Source organism: Vicinamibacterales bacterium (assembly GCA_036496585.1).
GTDB lineage: Bacteria > Acidobacteriota > Vicinamibacteria > Vicinamibacterales > 2-12-FULL-66-21 > JAICSD01.
On record DASXLB010000015.1, the window covers coordinates 1 to 17,794 of the forward strand.

Consider the following 17,794-nt stretch of genomic DNA (forward strand, 5'->3'; position numbering starts at 1 on the left):
CGCCGTGGCGCGCTTCCCGTGGGGCGCGTCGGGCCGCGCCATCTCACTTGGCCGCACCGACGGCGTCACCAAGCTCGTGATCGATCCGAAGACCGAGCGGGTGCTCGGTGTCGGCATCTGCGGCCCGGGCGCCGGCGAGCTGATCGCCGAGGGGGTGCTGGCGATCGAGATGGGCGCCACCGCGAAGGACATCGCGCTCACGATCCATCCGCACCCGACGCTGTCGGAGACGGTGATGGAGTCGGCGGAGGTGTTCTTCGGCCACGCCACGCACGTCTACCGTCCGAAGAAACACTGATCAGTTACCGCGCGGCCCCTGGTAGTCGGCGCCGTAGATCGCCTTGCGGATGTCCCGATGCAGCGTGCCGTCGAACGGCATCGTCTGCGTGAAGAACACGGCCGCTAAGTGGTTGGCCGGATCGACCCAGAAAAGCGTCGACGCGGCGCCGTCCCAGAAGAACTCGCCGACCGCCCCGCGATTCTCCTGGGGCGTCTTCGGCTGTGACACGCGGACCGCGAAGTCCATCCCGAAACCCACCGATCCCTTGCTCGGGAGAAACAGGCGCTGCGTGATGCGCGGATCGAGCTGATCGGTCGACATCAGCCGCACGGTTGACGGCTTCACGAGTCTCGCGCCGTCGAGCTCGCCGCCGTTGAGGAGCATGCGCGCGAAACGCAGGTAGTCGTCGAGCGTCGATGCGAGGCCGAAGCCCCCTCCCGTCATCTTGTTGTCCCGGAAGTTGAGCGCGCGCGTCGCCTGGTCGTCCTGGCGGGAGAGCGTGCCATTGCCCCCGCGGTAGAGCGCCATCAGCCGCGGCAGCCGATCGTCGGGCTGACGCCACGCCGTCTCCCGCATGCCGAGCGGCTCGAACACGTGCTGGCGCACGTAGTCGGTGAACGACTGTCCCGACAGCGTCTGGACCAGGAGCGCCTGAACGTCGACCGCAATGCTGTAGCTCCACTGTGTGCCGGGATCGAAGAGCAGCGGCACTGTCGCCAGCCGTTTGCCCATCTCGACGAGGTCGTTCGACAACGCCAGTGGATCCGCCTTCACGTAGGCGTCGTGAGCGGGCGTGTCGCCGGCGCCGTAGGCGAAGCCCGCGGTGTGACGCATGACGTCGCGCACGGTAATCGGGCGCGACGCTTGGCGGTAGATCGGCTGTCCGGCGGCGTCCTTCCCGGCGTAGACCTGCATCGAGGCGAACGCCGGCAGGTAGCGCGACAGCGGATCGTCGAGACCGAACTTGCCCTGCTCCCACAACTGCATCAGCGCCACGCCGGTCACCGGCTTGGTCATCGAATAGATCTGCGCGATCGCGTCGCGGCTCATCAGCCGTTTGGCCTCGCGGTCGGCAAATCCCGCCGATCCGAAATAGGCTTCCCGCCCGTCCTTCCAGACGAGGACGGCGGCGCCGGCGGTGCGGCCGTCGGCGACCATCGCCGAGAGCGCGCTGCCGATGCGCGCCGTGTCGAGAGCGAGTGGTGCGGCCGGCGATCCACTCTGGGCCGGCAGCGAAGCCGTCGAATAGAGCACGGCGAGGCACAGGAGCGACAGGAGCGGCCGGCGTGCTCGAAACGGTGGCGTCTGCGGAAGCATCGTAGAAGTCCTCTCCATGAATGTCGGAGAGTAAACCACAAATCGCGTGCGCTTACACGAACCAGGCGTAGACGCCGGCGCAGATGACGGTACCGACGGCCAGTATCCACATGCCGAGGGCGAGTCGCTTGTGAAGGAAGAAGACGAGCGTCAGGCCGGTCACCGACACGAGCATCATCAGCAGCGCCGACAGGTCGATCATCCACGCCCAGGCTTTGCCCGTGTCGCGCCCCTTGTGGAGATCGTTGACGACGGCGACGAGCCCCATGCGGGTTTCGGTGATGTCGTAGGCGCCCGTCTTGCGGTCGACGAATGCGTCGGCGGCATAGCCGGGTCCCTTGAACGTCACGTCGATCTGGTCGTCGTCGACGCGGATGTCGCTGACGTTGGCCTTGATGCCGTGAGCCGCGCGTATTTGCGCGGCGATCCGATCGCGGTCGACCGTCGCACCGGGGGCCACCGACGCTGCGTCGAGGCGGCCGGTGAACCGCGCCACCTTTGGCTGGCCGTTCAGCTTGTCCTGATGGTTGAGGGTGATCCCGGTCGCCGCGAAGAAGAACAGGATTGAGAAGCTGGCCATCGAGAGGTAGGTGTGAAGGACTCTCGACCAGTGCGCGATCAGCCGCCGGACGCGGTGCCCGCGCGAGCCCGAGGCGCGCCCAGGCGCCTGCGAATCGGCCACGCTACTTCGCTGCCTTGCGGTAGTCGAACGAGACCGGCCCGAGTTCGGATCCAGGCTGGAAATCGACGCGCTGCGGCTCGCCAGTGAATTTCATCTCCTGCCGGATCAGCTGATAGGTGCCGTGCTCGCGCACGCTCTCCAGGAACACGGTGTAGGTGCCGGCCTTGACGGGATTGCCGGCGTTGTCCTTGCCGTCCCACTTGATCGTGTATTTGCCGGGTGGGCGGGTTGCCACGCCGATGCTCCGCACGATCGAGGTGCGCTCGGACATGCTGCGCAGGCGATCGGCGCGATACCAGGCCTTCGACTCGGTCAGCCAGCGGTCCTCGTGGTACCAGAGCGCCAGCGTCCGCAGCGGGAACCGATCGGCGTCCTCGATCCAGAGGGCGATGAACGGCCGCTTCGCGGCGCCTGGCTGTGTCCGGATCTCGAAATCGACCGCGAGCTCCATGCTGGGATCCCACTCGCCTTTCGCCGGTGCCTGGACGGCGGGCGCCGCCGGGACGGGCGCGAAGCGACGGGCCGCAGCTTCGAGGGCGGACCAGCCCTGGCTGGCGACGCGGTGGCCGTCCGGCGTTACCAGCAGGTACTCGACGCCCGGCAGCGTCGCCGCCAGGGCGCGGCTCTCGTCCGGGGTCATCGCGGTGAACGCGGTCGCGAGCGCGCCGGCGTCCGTCGGGTTTTCGGCGACGACTGTCGCGCTGATCGCGTTCGCCGCCGGCAGGCCCGTCCGCGGATCGACGATGTGCGAGTAGTGGCGGCCGCCGATGTCGACGCCGCGGCGGTAGTCGCCGCTTGTCGCCACCGTGCGGTTCGAGACGAGAATCGTCGAGAGCGGCGCGCTGTTCTCGGCCGCGTCGCGCGGATTGGCGATGTCGATCGGTTCGGCGGCGCCGCCGCGCGTCAGGATGTCGCCGCCGATGTTGAGGACAATGCCGTGCAATCCGTCGATGCCGCGTGTGGCGTCGACCGCCTTGCTCATGATGTAGCTCTTGGTGAACGACGCGAAGACGAGCGGCGTGTTCGACAGGTGCGTGGCCGTGCCGGCGGCGCGATCGAGCGTCCAATGGGGCTGTCGCACGAGGCCGAGCGCCGTCGTGCGTTCGCGTTCGGTCGGCAGGCGCTGCTCCGACGCGGCCTTCGTCCAGACCGAGATGATCGCCTGGGCGGCGGGATCGATCACGCCGTGCGATCGGGAGCGCCACTGGTCGAAGAGGTCGAGGACGTCGAAGAGTTCCGGGGAGACGTGAACCGGACGGCCCTCGGTGGCCGTCCATCGGCTGACTTCGCTCGAGGGATCCCAGGAGGAGAGGATCTTCGCCTCGCGGGTGACTTCCGCGAGCACGGCCTGTTCGGCGCGGTCGGCAACGGCCCGGCTGGGGGCCTGGACGTGCAGTTCGAGCGAGGTGCCGAGGACGTTCTCGTAATTGGCAACGTAGGTATGGTCGACGGCGGCCCCGCCGGTATGGCCGACGGCGGCCCCGCCGCCCAGGGTCGTCGCCGCGGCCATCGCCGCAGCGGTCAGCGTCGAGCGAATCGTCATCGGAGCGCTCCCCGTCCTTCGCGTCCTTCACCCGACGGCATCAGCTCGTCTTCGGTGATCCGGCCGTCGTTGTTCTTGTCGAGGATCTTGAGCGCCGCCGTCGCGCCCGCGATCTCGTCCGCCGAAATCTCGCCGTTGCCGTCCTTGTCGAGAGCGGCTGCCGCTGGGTCGAAGCGGCCGAAGCCGCCGCGCCCGCGGCCGCGGCCGGCGGGAGGTGGCGCCACGGGCGCCGCAGCCTGATCGGCAGCGACCTTCTTCAGTTCGGCAGCGTCGAGCAGGCCGTCTCCGTTGGCGTCGCCGCGCTCGAAGAGGCCGGCCAGGCGTTGCGGGACCTCGGACTTCTGCAGCCGGCCGTCGTGGTTCGCGTCGTAGGACATGAGCACCGCGAACAGCTCGTCGGCCGTCGGACCGGGCGCCGGCGTCTGCGGCGGTTCATCGCCTTCGCCTTCGCGTCCGCGTCCGCGCTGCGGCGGCGGGGCACCGACTTCGTCCCGCGTCAGCTTGCCGTCGCCGTTCTTGTCGAGCGTGCGCAGCATCGCCGGCGCGTTCGCGAGCTCGGCCGCCGTGATGACGTGGTCGTGATCGACGTCGAGGACGCGGAGAATCGGGCTGGCCTCCATCATCGAGACCGGCGGCTGGGCCGGGGGCGATGGCTGCTGACCCGACTGGGCCGGCAGGCCAGCGACGAGGGCGAGCAGGCAGAAGGGCAGCAGAGCAATGGGTTGGGGCGTGTGCACAGACGCGTCCTTGTTGAATAGATGAGATAAGTCTCAGTCTTACGAGAATCGTATCTCCGACCATGTCGGTCGATCAATGCTTCAGTCGTGAAAATCGCGTGCCAGCCGTTTTCGCAGTCCGAGGAACATGATCGCGCCGGCCGCCTGGGCCGCCATCCCGAACGCAACCAGCGCAACCAGCGACGTCGCATACAGTACGCCCATGAGGGTGCTTCCCAGAAACCACATGATTCCGTAGACGCCGTTGAAAGTGCCGAACGCTGTCCCGCGTTTGTTCATCGAGACGACCTGGGCGATGCCGGCGCGCAGCGACGCGTCCTGCACGCCGAGGCCTGTGGCCCAGCAGGCGACGGCGGCCACGGCGCCGGTCTCTCCGCCGAAGAAGCCCAGCGGCAGCGCCAGGATCGAGATCGCCATGCCGACCGGGAGCACGACGATGCCGTGCTTGTCGAAGAGCCTGCCGAAGATGAACGCCGTCAGCCCGTTGATCGCCATCGCGCCCGAGTAGAGCAGCGGAATCGTCGCCGGCGCGAAGAGCCGCGTCTTCTCGAAATGCGCCCCGAGTACCGGAAAATCGATGAATCCCAGGGCCAGCAGTCCGGCGGCGGCGATGTAGGGCCAGAAGACGGACGGCAGCTGCGGCGGCGTCTTCACCGGTTTGGGGGTGGCCTGCACGGGACGGACGGCGTGGGCGGCGATGATCGACGTGAGCGCCAGCACCGCTGGAATCGCCAGCCACGCAAACGCCGGTCCGACGTGGCCGTAGCGCGTCGCGAGGATCGCCATCAGCAGCGGGCCCGCGCACGCGCCTGTCTGATCCATGACGGCGTGCACGCCGAAACCGAAGCCGTGTCCGACCTTGCCGGTCGCTTCCGACAGCAGCAGGTCGCGGGCGGGTCCACGCAACGCCTTGCCGGTGCGCTCGATGGTGATGAGCACGGCCGCTGCCTGCCAGGAGTGCACGAACGCCAGCGCCGGAATCGCCAGCACGTTCAGCGCGTAGCCCGCGATCGCGATCGTCCAGTAGGCCTGGGTGCGATCCGCCAGCCGACCGGAGAAGAAGCGGAGGCTTGCGGCGATCATCTCGCCGAAGCCCGAGATGAACGCGATCGCGGCCACGCTGGCGCCGAGATCGTCGAGCATCGGCCCGATGCTGCCGTGCGCTCCCTCGTAGGTCATGTCTGCGAACAGACTGACCAACCCGAAGCACAAAATGAAGCGGATCGCCCAGCTGCGATCGGCCGCCGAGACGGGCTCGTTCACGCTCCTAATCTACTAGGATGCCGAGCGTTTCGAGCACCGACAGCGTCCCGAGGACCAGGATCGCGACGGTCGCGACCCAGCGGATGACGCGGGGCTGGACGCGCTCGGCGATCCACATCCGCACGCCGGCGCCGAGCAAGCTCGCCAGCGCGCCCTTGGTGACCATGGCGCCGACCGCACCGAGCCAGACGGTAATGGCCGTCCGCCACACCGACTCGGCCGCCGTGGTCGCGGACCAGACGTACTTGGCCGCCATGCCGGCCGCGGTGACCTGGCCCACGTCTCCCCACTCCGAGAGCACGATCGTCGCGAAGGCCACCGCCGTGCCCCTGAGCACCCGCGAATCCTTGGCCTTCGGCTGCCGGATGTCCGGCTTGCGCCAGATGGTGAAGGCGACGCCGATGAAGCTGGCGCCGGTGACGGCGGCGACGAGCAGCCTGGGCAGCCGCGTGATCGCGGCCCCCACCGCCACCGCCACGCTCATTTTCACCATGAACGCGAGCGCCATGCCGACGATCACCGAGGCCGACCGGTACCGGGTCGCAAGAATACCGGTCGTGTACAGCAGCTTGTCCCCGACGATTTCCGCGATGAAGACGGCGCCGTAGGTAGTGAGAAAGAGACCGAAAAGGGAGGGCATCGGGGCGAAAATTACACGGCCCGTGATCTACTACCAGCAATAGTTAGTGACAAACTGGTGGCCCCTCCCGGGCTGGCAGCTCGGCGGGCGCCCCCGCCACCTCGAGCGCCTGCGTCTGTTCGTGCGCGTGATAGGACGACCGCACCAGCGGACCGGACTCGACGTGGCCGAAGCCCAGCTCGAGGCCGATCTGCTTCAGCTCGGCGAATTCCTGAGGCGTGTAATAGCGGACCATCGGCAGGTTGGCGAGCGACGGCCGCAGGTACTGGCCGATCGTGACGATGCGGACGCCGGCCTCGCGCAGATCGCGGAGCGTCTGCACCACTTCGTCCCACTCTTCGCCCAAACCGACCATCAGTCCGGACTTCGTCGGGATCGCCGGCGCGATCTCGTGCGCGCTGCGCAGGACGCCGAGCGCGCGCGAGTAGCGGCCGCCGGGACGGGCCGTCCGGTACAGCCGAGGCACAGTCTCGATGTTGTGGTTGAGAACGTCGGGCCGCGCGTCGAGCACGGCCTGGAGCGCCGCCCGATCGCCCTGGAAATCCGGGATCAGCACCTCGAGGCGGCACGACGGAATGCGGGCGCGCGTCTCGATGATCGTGCGCGCGAAATGCGACGCGCCGAAATCGGGCAGGTCGTCACGGTCGACCGAGGTGACGACGACGTAGTCGAGCGCGAGCGTCTGGATCGCGCTGGCGACCTTGACTGGCTCCTGCTCATCGGCGGCGAGCGGCGTGCCGTGCGTCACGTTGCAGTAGCCACACGAGCGCGTGCAGGTGTGTCCGAGGATCATGAACGTAGCGGTACCGTGGTGCCAGCATTCGCCGATGTTTGGGCAGTTGGCCTCCTCGCAGACGGTATGCAGTCCGAGGCCGCGCATCAGGCCCTTCAGCCGGTGATAGTTCTCGGAGCCCGGTGCGCGCACCTTCAGCCACTCGGGCTTGGGCAGGCGCGGCAGTTCCTCCGCTCGTTTCCTTCGGCCGCGAATGAAATTGAGAGGGACTGTCGCCACCCCTTCAATTGTACACTCCACCGGCCGCCGGAACGGCTTGTGCAGGGCAGCAGAGTCGGAGGTCCCCCAATGAAGCATGACAACCCGATCCCGCCCGCCGGGACCGTGGTGATACCGACATCAGATGTGTCGAGGGACGGATCCAGCGACCGGAGCGTGGCGACACGCGACCATCGCGTGATCCAGGATTGGGCCGCGCGCCACAAAGCCGAGCCCGCCACGGGAGAAGCCACCGCTTCGGGCCCGGCCACGATTCATGTCAACGACGGCGGCGCGGGTGTGCGCTTCAATTTCCCGGGCGTGGCGCGGTTCCGCCCCATCTCCTGGGAAGAGTGGTTCGAGAACTTCGAAGGCCATCGACTGGTGTTCGTGTTCGAAGAAGAAGTCGCCGATCGCGCCTACGACTTGTGGCAGGGGCGCGGCGGCAGCCATGGGCACGACCAAGACGACTGGCTGGAGGCGGAGCGGCAGATAGGTCGCCCGCGCGGACGTTATCGATTCGTGCCGGCCCCCCCTGCGGAACAGGTGTAACAGGCTCGTCGCCTTCTTCGATCCGTGCGCGGCGGTAGACTAACGGCATGCCGAATCTCGCGATCACCTGGTACGGACACGCCACGTTCGTCGTCACCACGCCTGGTGGCAAACGGATCGTCTTCGATCCGTGGCTGACCGGAAATCCCAAGGCCCCGGACGGCGCCAGGATCGACGCGGCCGACCTCATCTGCGTCACGCACGGGCACTCCGATCACACGGGCGACGTGATCGGCGTAGCGCGCGCGACCGGCGCGCCCGTCGTCGCCATCTTCGAGTTGGCCAACTGGTTCAGCGGCGCCGGGCTGAAGGAGGTCGTCGGCATGGGCATCGGCGGCACCGTCGACGTGAAAGGGCTGAAGATCTCGATGACGTCGGCCTTGCACTCGAGCAGCATCTCGCTGGACGGCACCGAGCGCTACGCGGGTCTGGCGGCCGGCTTCGTCGTGCGCCTCGAAGACGGACGGAAGATCTATTTCGCGGGGGACACGGCGCTCTTCGGTGACATGCGCCTGATCCGCGAGCTGTACTCACCCGAGATTGCGTTCCTGCCAATCGGCGACCACTTCACGATGGGGCCGGAAGCCGCGGCGCTGGCGGTCGACATGCTCGGCGTCCGCCAGGTCGTGCCGATGCACTACGGAACGTTCCCGGCGCTGACTGGCACCCCCGACGCGCTCAAGCGGCTGGTCGAGCCGAAGGGAGTCGACGTGCTCGTGTTGAAACCGGGGGAGACGGCCCAGTAGGCGTTCACGTGGCCGCGAGCTCGTCGACGACAGACTTCACTGAACGACCGGACGTTTCGATCGTCCGATCGGCCGCCGCGTAGAGCGGCTCGCGCGCGCTCAGCAGCGCGCGCAGGTCCGCCATCGCCTGCGGATGATCCGCCATCGGACGGCGATCCCCCTGGCGGACGACGCGGTTCCAGTGATCTTCCGGCGTCGCGCGGAGCCACACCGTCGCCGCTGCTCGCTTCAGCATGGCGAATGTCTCCGGCGCGGCGACGAGACCACCGCCAGTTGCCAGCACCATGTCGCGCGGCTCGGCGAGCAGGGCGGCCAGCGTGTTGTGCTCGAGGCGACGATAGTGCTGCTCCCCGTACAGCGAAAACAGTTCGGGGAGCGACATGTCCGCCGCCTTCTCGATCCGGCGATCGAGCTCGACGAAGCGGACGCGAAGACGGCGCGCCAGCTGCCGGCCGATCGTCGTCTTGCCGGCGCCGCGCAGGCCGAGCAGCGCCACGATGCGCGGCGGGGCCGCGGCGGCGGAGAGCAGGTCGGCGGCAGGCAGGTTCAGCGCCTCGGCCAGCTCCGCCAGGCGCTTGACCGAGATGTTCGCCTCGCCGGCTTCGAGCTGTACGAGAAAGCGTACCGACAGGCCCGACTGTTCTGCCAGCTCGCGCCGCGTCCAGCCGCGCCCGGCACGCGCCGCGCGCACGCGCCGGCCGAGTTCTTCCAGGATGTCGCCGCCCATGCGATGTGTAGTATATATCACTAATTTTATAATACGGCGCACTATACTGCCTTGACACTGCCGGAGCGCCGACGCTACGCTGGACCGAGATGGACGCTGCAGCCAGGGACGCCGTTCCGCAGGTTTCGTTCGATACCGCCCCGGATCGCTATCGCCACTGGAAACTGACGCTCGACGGTGCGGTCGCGACGCTGTCGATGGACGTGCAGGAGGACGGCGGCCTCTCATCCGACTACAAGTTGAAACTCAATTCCTACGACCTCGGCGTCGACATCGAGCTCGCCGACGCGATCCAGCGGATCCGCTTCGAGCATCCTGAGGTGCACGCGGTCGTCGTCACCAGCCTGAAGGAGCGCGTGTTCTGCGCCGGCGCGAACATCTTCATGCTGCGCGGCTCGTCGCATGCCTGGAAGGTCAACTTCTGCAAGTTCACCAACGAAACGCGGCTGGCGATTGAAGATGCCAGCGCCAACTCCGGGATCAAGTTCCTCGCGGCGCTGAACGGCATCTGCGCCGGCGGCGGCTACGAGCTGGCCCTGGCGTGCGACGAGATCCTGCTGGTCGAAGACGGCAACTCGGCGGTGTCGCTGCCGGAGACGCCGCTGCTTGGCGTGCTGCCCGGCACCGGGGGTCTGACGCGCGTTGTCGACAAGCGGAAGGTGCGCCGCGACCTCGCCGACGTCTTCGGCACCGTCGCGGAGGGCGTGAAAGGGAAGCGCGCAGTCGAGTGGCGCCTGGTCGATGCGGTGTATCCGACCAGTCAGTTCAAGGATCGCGTCGCGGCACGGGCGCAGGAGCTGGCGGCGACATCCGATCGGCCGGCGAGCGGCCCTGGAGTCGTGCTCACGCCGCTTGCGCCGCGGGTGACCGACACGAGCGTCACGTATTCCGCTGTCACGCTGGACGTCGATCGCGGCAGGCGGGTCGCGACCCTGACGGTGGCGGGGCCCGACGGCGGCGCTCCCGAGGATGCGGCTGGGATCCAGGCGCTCGGCGATCAGTTCTGGCCGCTGCGGGCGTTTCGCGAGCTCGACGACGCCCTGCTTCGGCTGCGCCTCAACGAGCCGCTCGTGGGAACGGTCGTGGTCAAGACGCGCGGCGATCAGGACGCCATGCTGGCGATGGACGAACTGCTGCTCGCCAACCAGGATCACTGGCTCGTGCGCGAGATCGTCCACTTCGTCAAGCGCACGCTGAAGCGGATGGACCTGACGTCGCGCAGCTTCTTCGCGATCATCGAACCGGGCAGCTGTTTCGCGGGCACGTTGTTCGAGCTGGCGCTGGCGGCCGATCGTTCGTACATGCTCGATGACCCCGACGAGCACAACGCCATCGCACTCTCGGCGATGAACGGCGGCCCGCTGCGCATGAGCAACGGCCTCACCCGTCTGCAGACGCGCTTTCTGGCGCAGCCGGAACAGGTCGACGCCGCGCTCGAGCGAGGCGAGCCGTTCGAGCCGCAGGCGGCGCTCGATGCCGGGCTGGTGTCGTTCGCCCCCGACGACATCGACTGGGACGACGAGGTGCGGCTGGCGATCGAAAGCCGGGTCGCGCTGTCGCCCGACGCACTCACCGGCATGGAAGCGAACCTGCGCTTCGCAGGCCCCGAGACCATGGAGACCAAGATCTTCGGCCGCCTGACGGCCTGGCAGAACTGGATCTTCGTCCGCCCGAACGCGGTCGGCGCGAAAGGGGCGCTCACGACCTATGGATCTCAGTCGCGCCCCGAATTTGACTTCCACCGTACGTAAGTGACGAATTGCGAATGACGAAGGACGAATGGCACTCGTAATTCGTCATTTACAGAGGGCTTCGAATGATCTCAGCGGAGCGAATACCCAATAACGTCGGACTCTCGAGCAACAAGCGGCTGCAGCGCGCGCTCGAGCACTGGCAGCCGAAGTACATCCAGTGGTGGAAGGACATGGGGCCGCAGGGCTTCCAGGACTACCACCAGGTATACGTCCGCACGGCGGTGAGCGTCGATCCGTCGGGCTGGGCGCACTTCGAATACGTCAAGCTGCCGGAGTACCGGTGGGGCATCTTCCTCGCCGATCCCGTTCACGATCGGCGCATCGGGTTCGGGGACTTCCTCGGGCAGCCGGTCTGGCACGAAGTGCCGGGCGAGTTCCGCAACCAGCTCCGGCGGCTCGTCGTCACGCAGGGAGACACGGAGCCGGCGAGCGTCGAGCAGCAGCGCTGGCTCGGACAGCGTTGCCCGAGCCTCTACGATCTGCGGAATCTCTTCCAGGTGAACGTCGAGGAAGGCCGCCACCTCTGGGCGATGGTCTACCTGCTGCACTCGTACTTCGGCCGCGACGGCCGCGACGAGGCGGAGGAGCTGCTCGAACGCCAGAGCGGCAACCGCGACAAGCCGCGCATCCTCGACGCGTTCAACGAGCCGATCGAGAACTGGCTCGACTTCTTCATGTTCACGATGTTCACCGACCGCGACGGCAAGTCCCAGCTGCTCTCGCTGTCGGAAAGCTCGCTCGATCCGTTGGCGCGGACGACGCGGTTCATGCTGACCGAGGAAGCGCACCACATGTTCGTCGGCGAGACCGGCATCGCCCGCATCCTCGAGCGCACCTGCCAGCTCACCAGGGAAGCCGGCTACTCGGGTGACGTCCGGCGGCTCGGCGGCATCGACCTCGGGATGCTGCAGAAGTTCATCAACCTCTGGTTCAGCCTCAGTCTCGACCTGCACGGCAACGAGATCTCGACCAACGCTGCCGCCTACTTCGGCAACGGTCTCAAGGGCCGCGCCTACGAAGACAAATGGGACGACCACGCCGTCACCGAGGCGATGTACGAGCTCGAGACGCTGCGGAACGGGCGGCTCGAGAAGGAGCACATCCCGATGCGGACGGCGATGAACGAGGTGCTGCGCGACTGGTACGTCGGCGACTGTCAGGCCGGCGTGACGCGCTGGAACAAGATCCTCGAACGGCACGGGTTCTCGGATCGCCTGCGCCTGCCCGACCGCAAGTTCAACCGCGGCATCGGCATGTTCTCGGCGCTGCACTTCGATCCCGAGGGGCATCAGCTGAGCGACGCCGACTGGGAGCGCCGCCGCTACGAGTGGCTGCCGTCGGTCCACGATCGCGAGTTCCTGCTCAGCATCATGGCCGAGCCGATCTACGAGCCCGGCCGCTTCGCCAACTACATCGCGCCGCCGCAGCGCGGGATCAAGGGAGCGCCGCGCAATTTCGAGTACGTGCGCACCGAGGCTTGACATTGACGGCCGCTTCTCGGGAAAGTACGCACGCGTGACGGATCACAGGCAGCTGTTCATCGGCAACGAGTGGCGCGACGCCGCGGGCGGCGGCGTCTACGATGTGGTCAACCCGGCGACCGAAGAGGTGATCGCCAGCGTCGCCGCAGCCGGCCGGAGTGACGTCGACGCGGCGGTCGCCGCCGCGCGCACCGCGTTGGACGGCGCGTGGGGCGCGATGGCGGCCCGCGAGCGCGGCCGGCTGATCAGCCGCCTTGCCGACCGTCTCATGGAGCGCGCCGACGAGGTGGCGCGGCTCGAGACGCTGCACAACGGCAAGCCGATTTTCGAGTCGCGGCAGATCGAGATTCCGGCAGCGGCCGAATGTCTCGAGTACTACGCCGGCTGGGCCGACAAGGTGATGGGGGAGACGATCCCGGTCAAGGGAAACTATCTCACCTACACGCTGCGCGAGCCGCTCGGCGTCGTGGCGGCGATCGTCCCGTGGAACTTTCCTCTCCTGCTCGCGGCGTGGAAGCTCGGGCCGGCGCTGGCGTGCGGCAACACCGTGATTCTCAAGCCGGCCGCGGAAACGCCGCTGACGGCGCTGGCCCTCGCCGGCATCGCCGCCGAAGTCGGCCTGCCGCCCGGCGTGCTCAACGTCCTGACGGCGCCAGGCGCCGAGCTCGGCGAAGCGCTGGTCGAGCACCCCGGCATCGACAAGGTGGCCTTCACCGGAGGCACCGCGACGGGGAAGAAGATCATGCGGGCGGCCGCCGACACGCTCAAGCGGATCACGCTCGAGCTCGGCGGCAAGTCGCCCAACATCGTGCTCGCCGACGCCGATCTCGATGCCGCGCTGCGCGGGGCGACGACGGGGATCTTCTACGGCAAGGGAGAGGTCTGCGCCGCCGGCTCGCGGCTGCTCGTCGATCGCGCCATCAAGGACCCGTTCATGGAGAAGCTGGCGGCGCGGGCCAGGAAGATGGTCGCCGGCGATCCGCTGGATCCGAAAACGCGTTACGGCGCGCTCGCCTCGAAGCGACAGCTGGAGACCGTCCAGCGCTACGTCGACGTGGCGAAGCAGGAAGGGGCGGCGCTCGTCGCCGGCGGCGCGCGCACCGATATCGGCACCGGCAAGGGCTACTTCTTCCAGCCGACCGTCTTCGACAGGGTGACGCCCGAGATGACGATCGCCCGTGAGGAAATCTTCGGGCCGGTGCTGGCCGCGATCGAGTTCGCGGACCTCGACGAGGCGATCGCCCTCGCCAACGACACGCCCTACGGCCTGGCCGCGGCGGTGTGGACACGCGACGTCAAGAAGGCCCACTACGTCGCGCGCAAGCTCCGGGCCGGCACGGTCTGGATCAACACCTACAACGTCTTCGACACGGCGGCCCCGTTCGGCGGCTACAAAGCGAGTGGTTTCGGCCGCGAGATGAGCGCCCACGCGCTCGAGCACTATACGCAGGTGAAGTCGGTGTGGGTGGATTTGAATATGTGATGTGCAGGGTGCAAAGGGTGCTAAAGGCGCCAATGGTGCTAACGGTGCTGGTGCTAAAGGTGCCAACGGTGCCGGTGCACCCTTGGCGCCCTTAGCACCCCCGGCACCAGCACCGTTAGCACCAGCACCCTTAGCACCTTTAGCACCAGCACCTTTAGCACCCTCGGCACCCTTTGCACCCTTAGCACCGACACGATGCAAATAACCGATTCCCACATCCACATCCAACCGTTCCACCTCATGCCTCCGGCGATCGCGGAGACGTTCTGGAAGGGGAAGCACAACCGCGAGGAGTTGGAAGCCTACACCACCGATCCGGGCCGGCTGCTGGCGCGCATGGACGCCGACGGCGTCGATCGCGTCGGGCTGATCAACTACGTCAGTCCCGACCTGATGGGGTTCGGTCCCGAGTCGAACGACTGGATGGCGCGCTACGCCTCGGCGGATCCTTCACGGCTGCTGGCGTTCGGATCGGTGAACCCGCGTTTCTCGAAGGACCCTGCCGGCGACACTGCGCGTGTCATCGAGCGCGGCGCCCGCGCGCTGAAAGTGCATCCGCCGCACATGCTGTTTCGCGCCAACGCCTACCAGGATTCTCTCCCCGGGCTGGCCGACGTCTACCGCGTCGCGCAGGACGCCCGCGTGCCCGTCACGATCCACACGGGGACGTCGATCTTCCCGGGCGCGCGCAGCCGTCTCGGCGATCCGATGGACGTCGACGACGTGGCGATCGACTTTCCCAGGCTGACGATTCTGCTCGCGCATGGCGGGCGTCCCTTGTGGATGGACGCGGCGTTCTTTCTCGTCCGCCGTCACCCGAATGTCTACCTGGAGCTGTCGGGAGTCCCGCCGGCGAAGCTGCTCGACTACTTTCCGCGGCTGCAGGAAATCGCCGCCAAGACGATCTGGGGCACCGACTGGCCGAGTCCCGGGGTTGCGTCCATGCGGACGAACGCCGATGCTTTTCTCGCCCTGCCGCTCCCTGATGCCGCGAAGGCGGCGATCCTCGACGGGAATGCGCGACGGGTGTGGGCATGACCGAGCGGCGCGGCCTCGAGACCGCCGGCGACATCAGCTACTGGCGATCGGAATTCCCGATCGTCGCCACCTGCACGTACCTGGTGAGCCACTCGCTGGGAGCGATGCCGAGAGGGGCCGCCGACCGCCTGCAGCAGTTCGCCGACCAATGGTCGACCCGGGGCGTGCGTGCGTGGCACGAGGGCTGGTGGGAGATCGGGCGCGTGACCGGCAACCTGCTGGCGCCGATCCTGGGGGCCGCGCCCGACACTATTTCGATGCACCAGAACGTGACCGTAGCGCACAGCCTCGTCGGCTCGTGCTTCTCGTTCGACGGCCGGCGCCGCAAGATCGTGATGAGCGATCTGGAATTCCCCTCGAATCACTATCTCTTCGAGGGCTTCCGCCGCTACGGCGCCGAGATCGCCTACGTGCCGGCGCCCGATCCGATCCGCCTCGATCTGCAGCGCTTCCTCGACGCCATCGACGATCGCACGCTGCTGGTGCCGCTGTCGCTCGTGCTCTTCAAGAGCGCCTGCATCACGGATGCGCGCGCCGTCATCGACAAGGCGCACCGGGTCGGCGCCCACGTCGTCCTCGACGTTTACCAGGGTGCCGGCGCCGTGCCGATCGCGCTCGAGGCGTGGGGCGCCGACTTCGCGGTGGGCGGCTCGGTGAAGTGGTTGTGCGGCGGTCCGGGCGCGGGCTACCTGTATGTAAGGCCCGATCTCGCTGCCACGCTGCGGCCGGCCTTCGTCGGCTGGGCGGCGCACGAGGCGCCATTTGAGTTCGCCACCGGCGCGATCCGCCATGCGCCCGCCCCAGAGCGATTCCAGAGCGGCACGCCCAACGTGCCGTCGCTCGTGTCGGCGCGAGCCGGCTACGAGATCGTCGCGTCGATCGGGGTCGAGGCCATCCGCGCGCGCTCGCTCCGGCTGACCCGCCGCCTGATCGACGCGGCGCGAGCCGGCGGGTTCCGGCTCAACACGCCCGACGCCGACCACGAGCGCGGAGGCTCCGTGGTCGTCGACGTCCCGGACGGCGCTGCGGTGGCCGACGCGCTGATCGGCCGTGGCATCATCGTCGATCATCGTCCGGGCGCCGGCATCCGAATGGCGCCGCACTTCTACAACACAGAAGCGGAGATCGACCACGCCGTTGCCGCGCTGATCGAGCTATGCCCATCACGCGTATAACCGTGGTCGGCGCCGGCACGATGGGCCACGGCATCGCCCACGCCGCGATCGCCGCGGGCTACGAGGTGCGGCTCTACGACGTGTCGCCGGCCGCCGTCGGGCAGGGGCAGGACGCGATCGCGCAGATCGCCGCCAGGGGCGTCGAGCTGGGCAAGACAGCGGCGGCCGATGCCGAGGGGATGCTGCGCCGGCTCTCGGTGACCACCGAGCTGGCCGAGGCGCTCGCCGGTACCGACATGGTGATCGAGGCGGCGCCGGAGCGGATCGATCTGAAGCTTCAGCTGTTCCGACAGATCGAGACGCTCGCGCCGTCGGAGGCCGTGATCGCGACGAACACGTCAGCCCTCAGCATCACCGAGATGGCCGGGTCGATTGCGCGTCCGTCGCGAGTCGCCGGCATGCACTTCTTCAATCCGGTTTACAAGATGAAGCTCGTCGAGATCGTCCGCGCGCTCGAGACCGCGCCGGCCACGCTCGAGGCGATCGAGGCGGTGGCGCGGCGGATGGGCAAGGACACGGTGCTGGTTCGGGAAGCGCCCGGCTTCATCACCACCCGCGTCAACGCCAGCATCGGGAACGAAGCGTTCTTCATGCTGATGGAGGGGGTGGCGTCGGCGCGCGATATCGACAAGGCGCTGAAGCTCGGGCTCAATCACCCGATGGGGCCGTTCGAGCTGGTCGATCTGGTCGGGCTCGACACACGCCTCAGCATTCTCGAGTATCTGCACAGGAGCCTGGGGGAGAAGTACCGTCCGTGCCCGCTGCTGTCGCAGTACGTGAAGGCCGGGCGGCTCGGCCGCAAGGTGGGGAAGGGCGTCTACGAATACTGATTGCCGGGCCTGAAGGCCCGGCCGGTAACACGAGCCGCTACAACACGGGCCCGAAGACGAGACGCTGTGCCTGGCAGGCCTGTCGCTACGACTTCTTGTAGGTCGCCTTGTTCGTTATCGGGCCGCCGCCCCCCTGGAAATCGGGGAACGTCGTCTCGACGATCATCGTGCCGTCCGGTCCGGCCGAGACCACGCTCTTCACCTCGAAGGCCTGACCACCCATGTCGGATGCCGCGGTCAGCGTGAGTTTGTTGTCGTTCCAGGCCATCTTGGTGGTGCGGTCGATTGCGTTGCCCTGGAAATCGAGCGGACTGGAGCCGGGGGTGCCATCGAGTTTGTAGGTCGTCTTGAATTCGCCCATCTGCCCGGTGGTGGTCACCGAAAGCAGCGTCGCGTCCTTCGCGACGACGATCTGACTCGCCGTGAACTGGTCGGCGGCCTCGCCTACGAGCTTCCACGTGCCGGTGAAATCCGGCTTGTCCTGGGCGGCCGCGGTTGTGGCGAGGACCAGAACCAGGAACGCCACGACGAACGAAAGCATGCGCTTCATGACGT

The 17,794-nt window shown here is 67.6% G+C and carries 18 protein-coding genes; 9 read left to right on the forward strand and 9 right to left on the reverse strand.

What is annotated here, in order from left to right:
- A partial coding sequence (locus VGI12_04345) for a dihydrolipoyl dehydrogenase (GenBank protein ID HEY2431883.1) occupies positions 1-298 on the forward strand: 298 nt, incomplete at its 5' end.
- Here the strand turns inward: VGI12_04345 and VGI12_04350 are convergent.
- The 7 genes from VGI12_04350 to lipA all read right to left on the reverse strand — a co-directional run bounded on the left by VGI12_04350 (position 299) and on the right by lipA (position 7,450).
- On the reverse strand, positions 299-1,597 hold the full coding sequence (locus VGI12_04350; GenBank protein ID HEY2431884.1) for a serine hydrolase domain-containing protein: 1,299 nt from the start codon (positions 1,595-1,597) through the stop codon (positions 299-301). It lies immediately after the preceding gene.
- Between the two features lie 52 nt (positions 1,598-1,649).
- Positions 1,650-2,279 (reverse strand): PepSY-associated TM helix domain-containing protein, encoded by a 630-nt coding sequence (locus VGI12_04355; protein ID HEY2431885.1) that lies wholly within the window; start codon positions 2,277-2,279, stop codon positions 1,650-1,652.
- A 1-nt stretch (position 2,280) separates the two neighbouring features.
- Positions 2,281-3,822, reverse strand: a complete 1,542-nt coding sequence (locus VGI12_04360) for a DUF2271 domain-containing protein (GenBank protein ID HEY2431886.1) — start codon at positions 3,820-3,822, stop codon at positions 2,281-2,283.
- A complete protein-coding gene (locus tag VGI12_04365; GenBank protein HEY2431887.1) occupies positions 3,819-4,559 on the reverse strand; it encodes a hypothetical protein in 741 nt (246 codons plus the stop codon). Before VGI12_04365 ends, VGI12_04360 begins: the two co-directional genes overlap by 4 nt.
- A gap of 81 nt (positions 4,560-4,640) precedes the next feature.
- Positions 4,641-5,822: an MFS transporter gene (locus VGI12_04370; GenBank protein ID HEY2431888.1), complete on the reverse strand. Its 1,182-nt coding sequence runs from the start codon at positions 5,820-5,822 to the stop codon at positions 4,641-4,643.
- Between the two features lie 4 nt (positions 5,823-5,826).
- Positions 5,827-6,462 (reverse strand): TMEM165/GDT1 family protein, encoded by a 636-nt coding sequence (locus tag VGI12_04375; GenBank protein HEY2431889.1) that lies wholly within the window; start codon positions 6,460-6,462, stop codon positions 5,827-5,829.
- A 43-nt stretch (positions 6,463-6,505) separates the two neighbouring features.
- The gene (gene lipA / locus VGI12_04380; GenBank protein HEY2431890.1) at positions 6,506-7,450 is read right to left on the reverse strand and encodes a lipoyl synthase; all 945 of its coding nucleotides are present in this window, start codon (positions 7,448-7,450) and stop codon (positions 6,506-6,508) included.
- 93 nt (positions 7,451-7,543) lie between these two features.
- Between lipA and VGI12_04385 the strand changes: the two genes are divergently transcribed.
- Both VGI12_04385 and VGI12_04390 read left to right on the forward strand, forming a co-directional pair.
- Complete coding sequence (locus VGI12_04385) at positions 7,544-8,005, forward strand: DUF2934 domain-containing protein (protein HEY2431891.1); 462 nt, start codon at positions 7,544-7,546, stop codon at positions 8,003-8,005.
- Between the two features lie 47 nt (positions 8,006-8,052).
- Positions 8,053-8,751 (forward strand): metal-dependent hydrolase, encoded by a 699-nt coding sequence (locus VGI12_04390; protein HEY2431892.1) that lies wholly within the window; start codon positions 8,053-8,055, stop codon positions 8,749-8,751.
- A gap of 4 nt (positions 8,752-8,755) precedes the next feature.
- Here VGI12_04390 and VGI12_04395 read toward each other — a convergent pair whose 3' ends face one another.
- Entirely contained in the window at positions 8,756-9,478 is a 723-nt protein-coding gene (locus VGI12_04395) for a shikimate kinase (GenBank protein HEY2431893.1), read from the reverse strand.
- A gap of 89 nt (positions 9,479-9,567) precedes the next feature.
- Here VGI12_04395 and boxC point away from each other — a divergent pair, with 89 nt between their 5' ends.
- From boxC to VGI12_04425, 6 genes are all read left to right on the forward strand, one after another.
- The gene (gene boxC / locus VGI12_04400) at positions 9,568-11,229 is read left to right on the forward strand and encodes a 2,3-epoxybenzoyl-CoA dihydrolase (GenBank protein ID HEY2431894.1); all 1,662 of its coding nucleotides are present in this window, start codon (positions 9,568-9,570) and stop codon (positions 11,227-11,229) included.
- 65 nt (positions 11,230-11,294) lie between these two features.
- Positions 11,295-12,713, forward strand: coding sequence for a benzoyl-CoA 2,3-epoxidase subunit BoxB (boxB, locus tag VGI12_04405; GenBank protein ID HEY2431895.1), 1,419 nt, complete (start codon positions 11,295-11,297; stop codon positions 12,711-12,713).
- A gap of 34 nt (positions 12,714-12,747) precedes the next feature.
- Positions 12,748-14,196: an aldehyde dehydrogenase family protein gene (locus tag VGI12_04410; protein ID HEY2431896.1), complete on the forward strand. Its 1,449-nt coding sequence runs from the start codon at positions 12,748-12,750 to the stop codon at positions 14,194-14,196.
- 195 nt (positions 14,197-14,391) lie between these two features.
- On the forward strand, positions 14,392-15,234 hold the full coding sequence (locus VGI12_04415; GenBank protein ID HEY2431897.1) for an amidohydrolase family protein: 843 nt from the start codon (positions 14,392-14,394) through the stop codon (positions 15,232-15,234).
- Positions 15,231-16,409 carry an aminotransferase class V-fold PLP-dependent enzyme gene (locus VGI12_04420; GenBank protein ID HEY2431898.1) on the forward strand — a complete coding sequence of 393 codons (1,179 nt, stop codon included), beginning with the start codon at positions 15,231-15,233 and terminating at the stop codon, positions 16,407-16,409. The genes VGI12_04415 and VGI12_04420 overlap by 4 nt, the downstream gene beginning before the upstream one ends.
- Positions 16,391-17,239, forward strand: coding sequence for a 3-hydroxyacyl-CoA dehydrogenase NAD-binding domain-containing protein (locus tag VGI12_04425; GenBank protein HEY2431899.1), 849 nt, complete (start codon positions 16,391-16,393; stop codon positions 17,237-17,239). The genes VGI12_04420 and VGI12_04425 overlap by 19 nt, the downstream gene beginning before the upstream one ends.
- An 85-nt stretch (positions 17,240-17,324) precedes the next feature.
- On the opposite strand, the gene VGI12_04430 is transcribed toward VGI12_04425, so the two are convergent.
- The gene (locus VGI12_04430) at positions 17,325-17,789 is read right to left on the reverse strand and encodes a hypothetical protein (GenBank protein ID HEY2431900.1); all 465 of its coding nucleotides are present in this window, start codon (positions 17,787-17,789) and stop codon (positions 17,325-17,327) included.
- Positions 17,790-17,794: the final 5 nt, after the last annotated feature.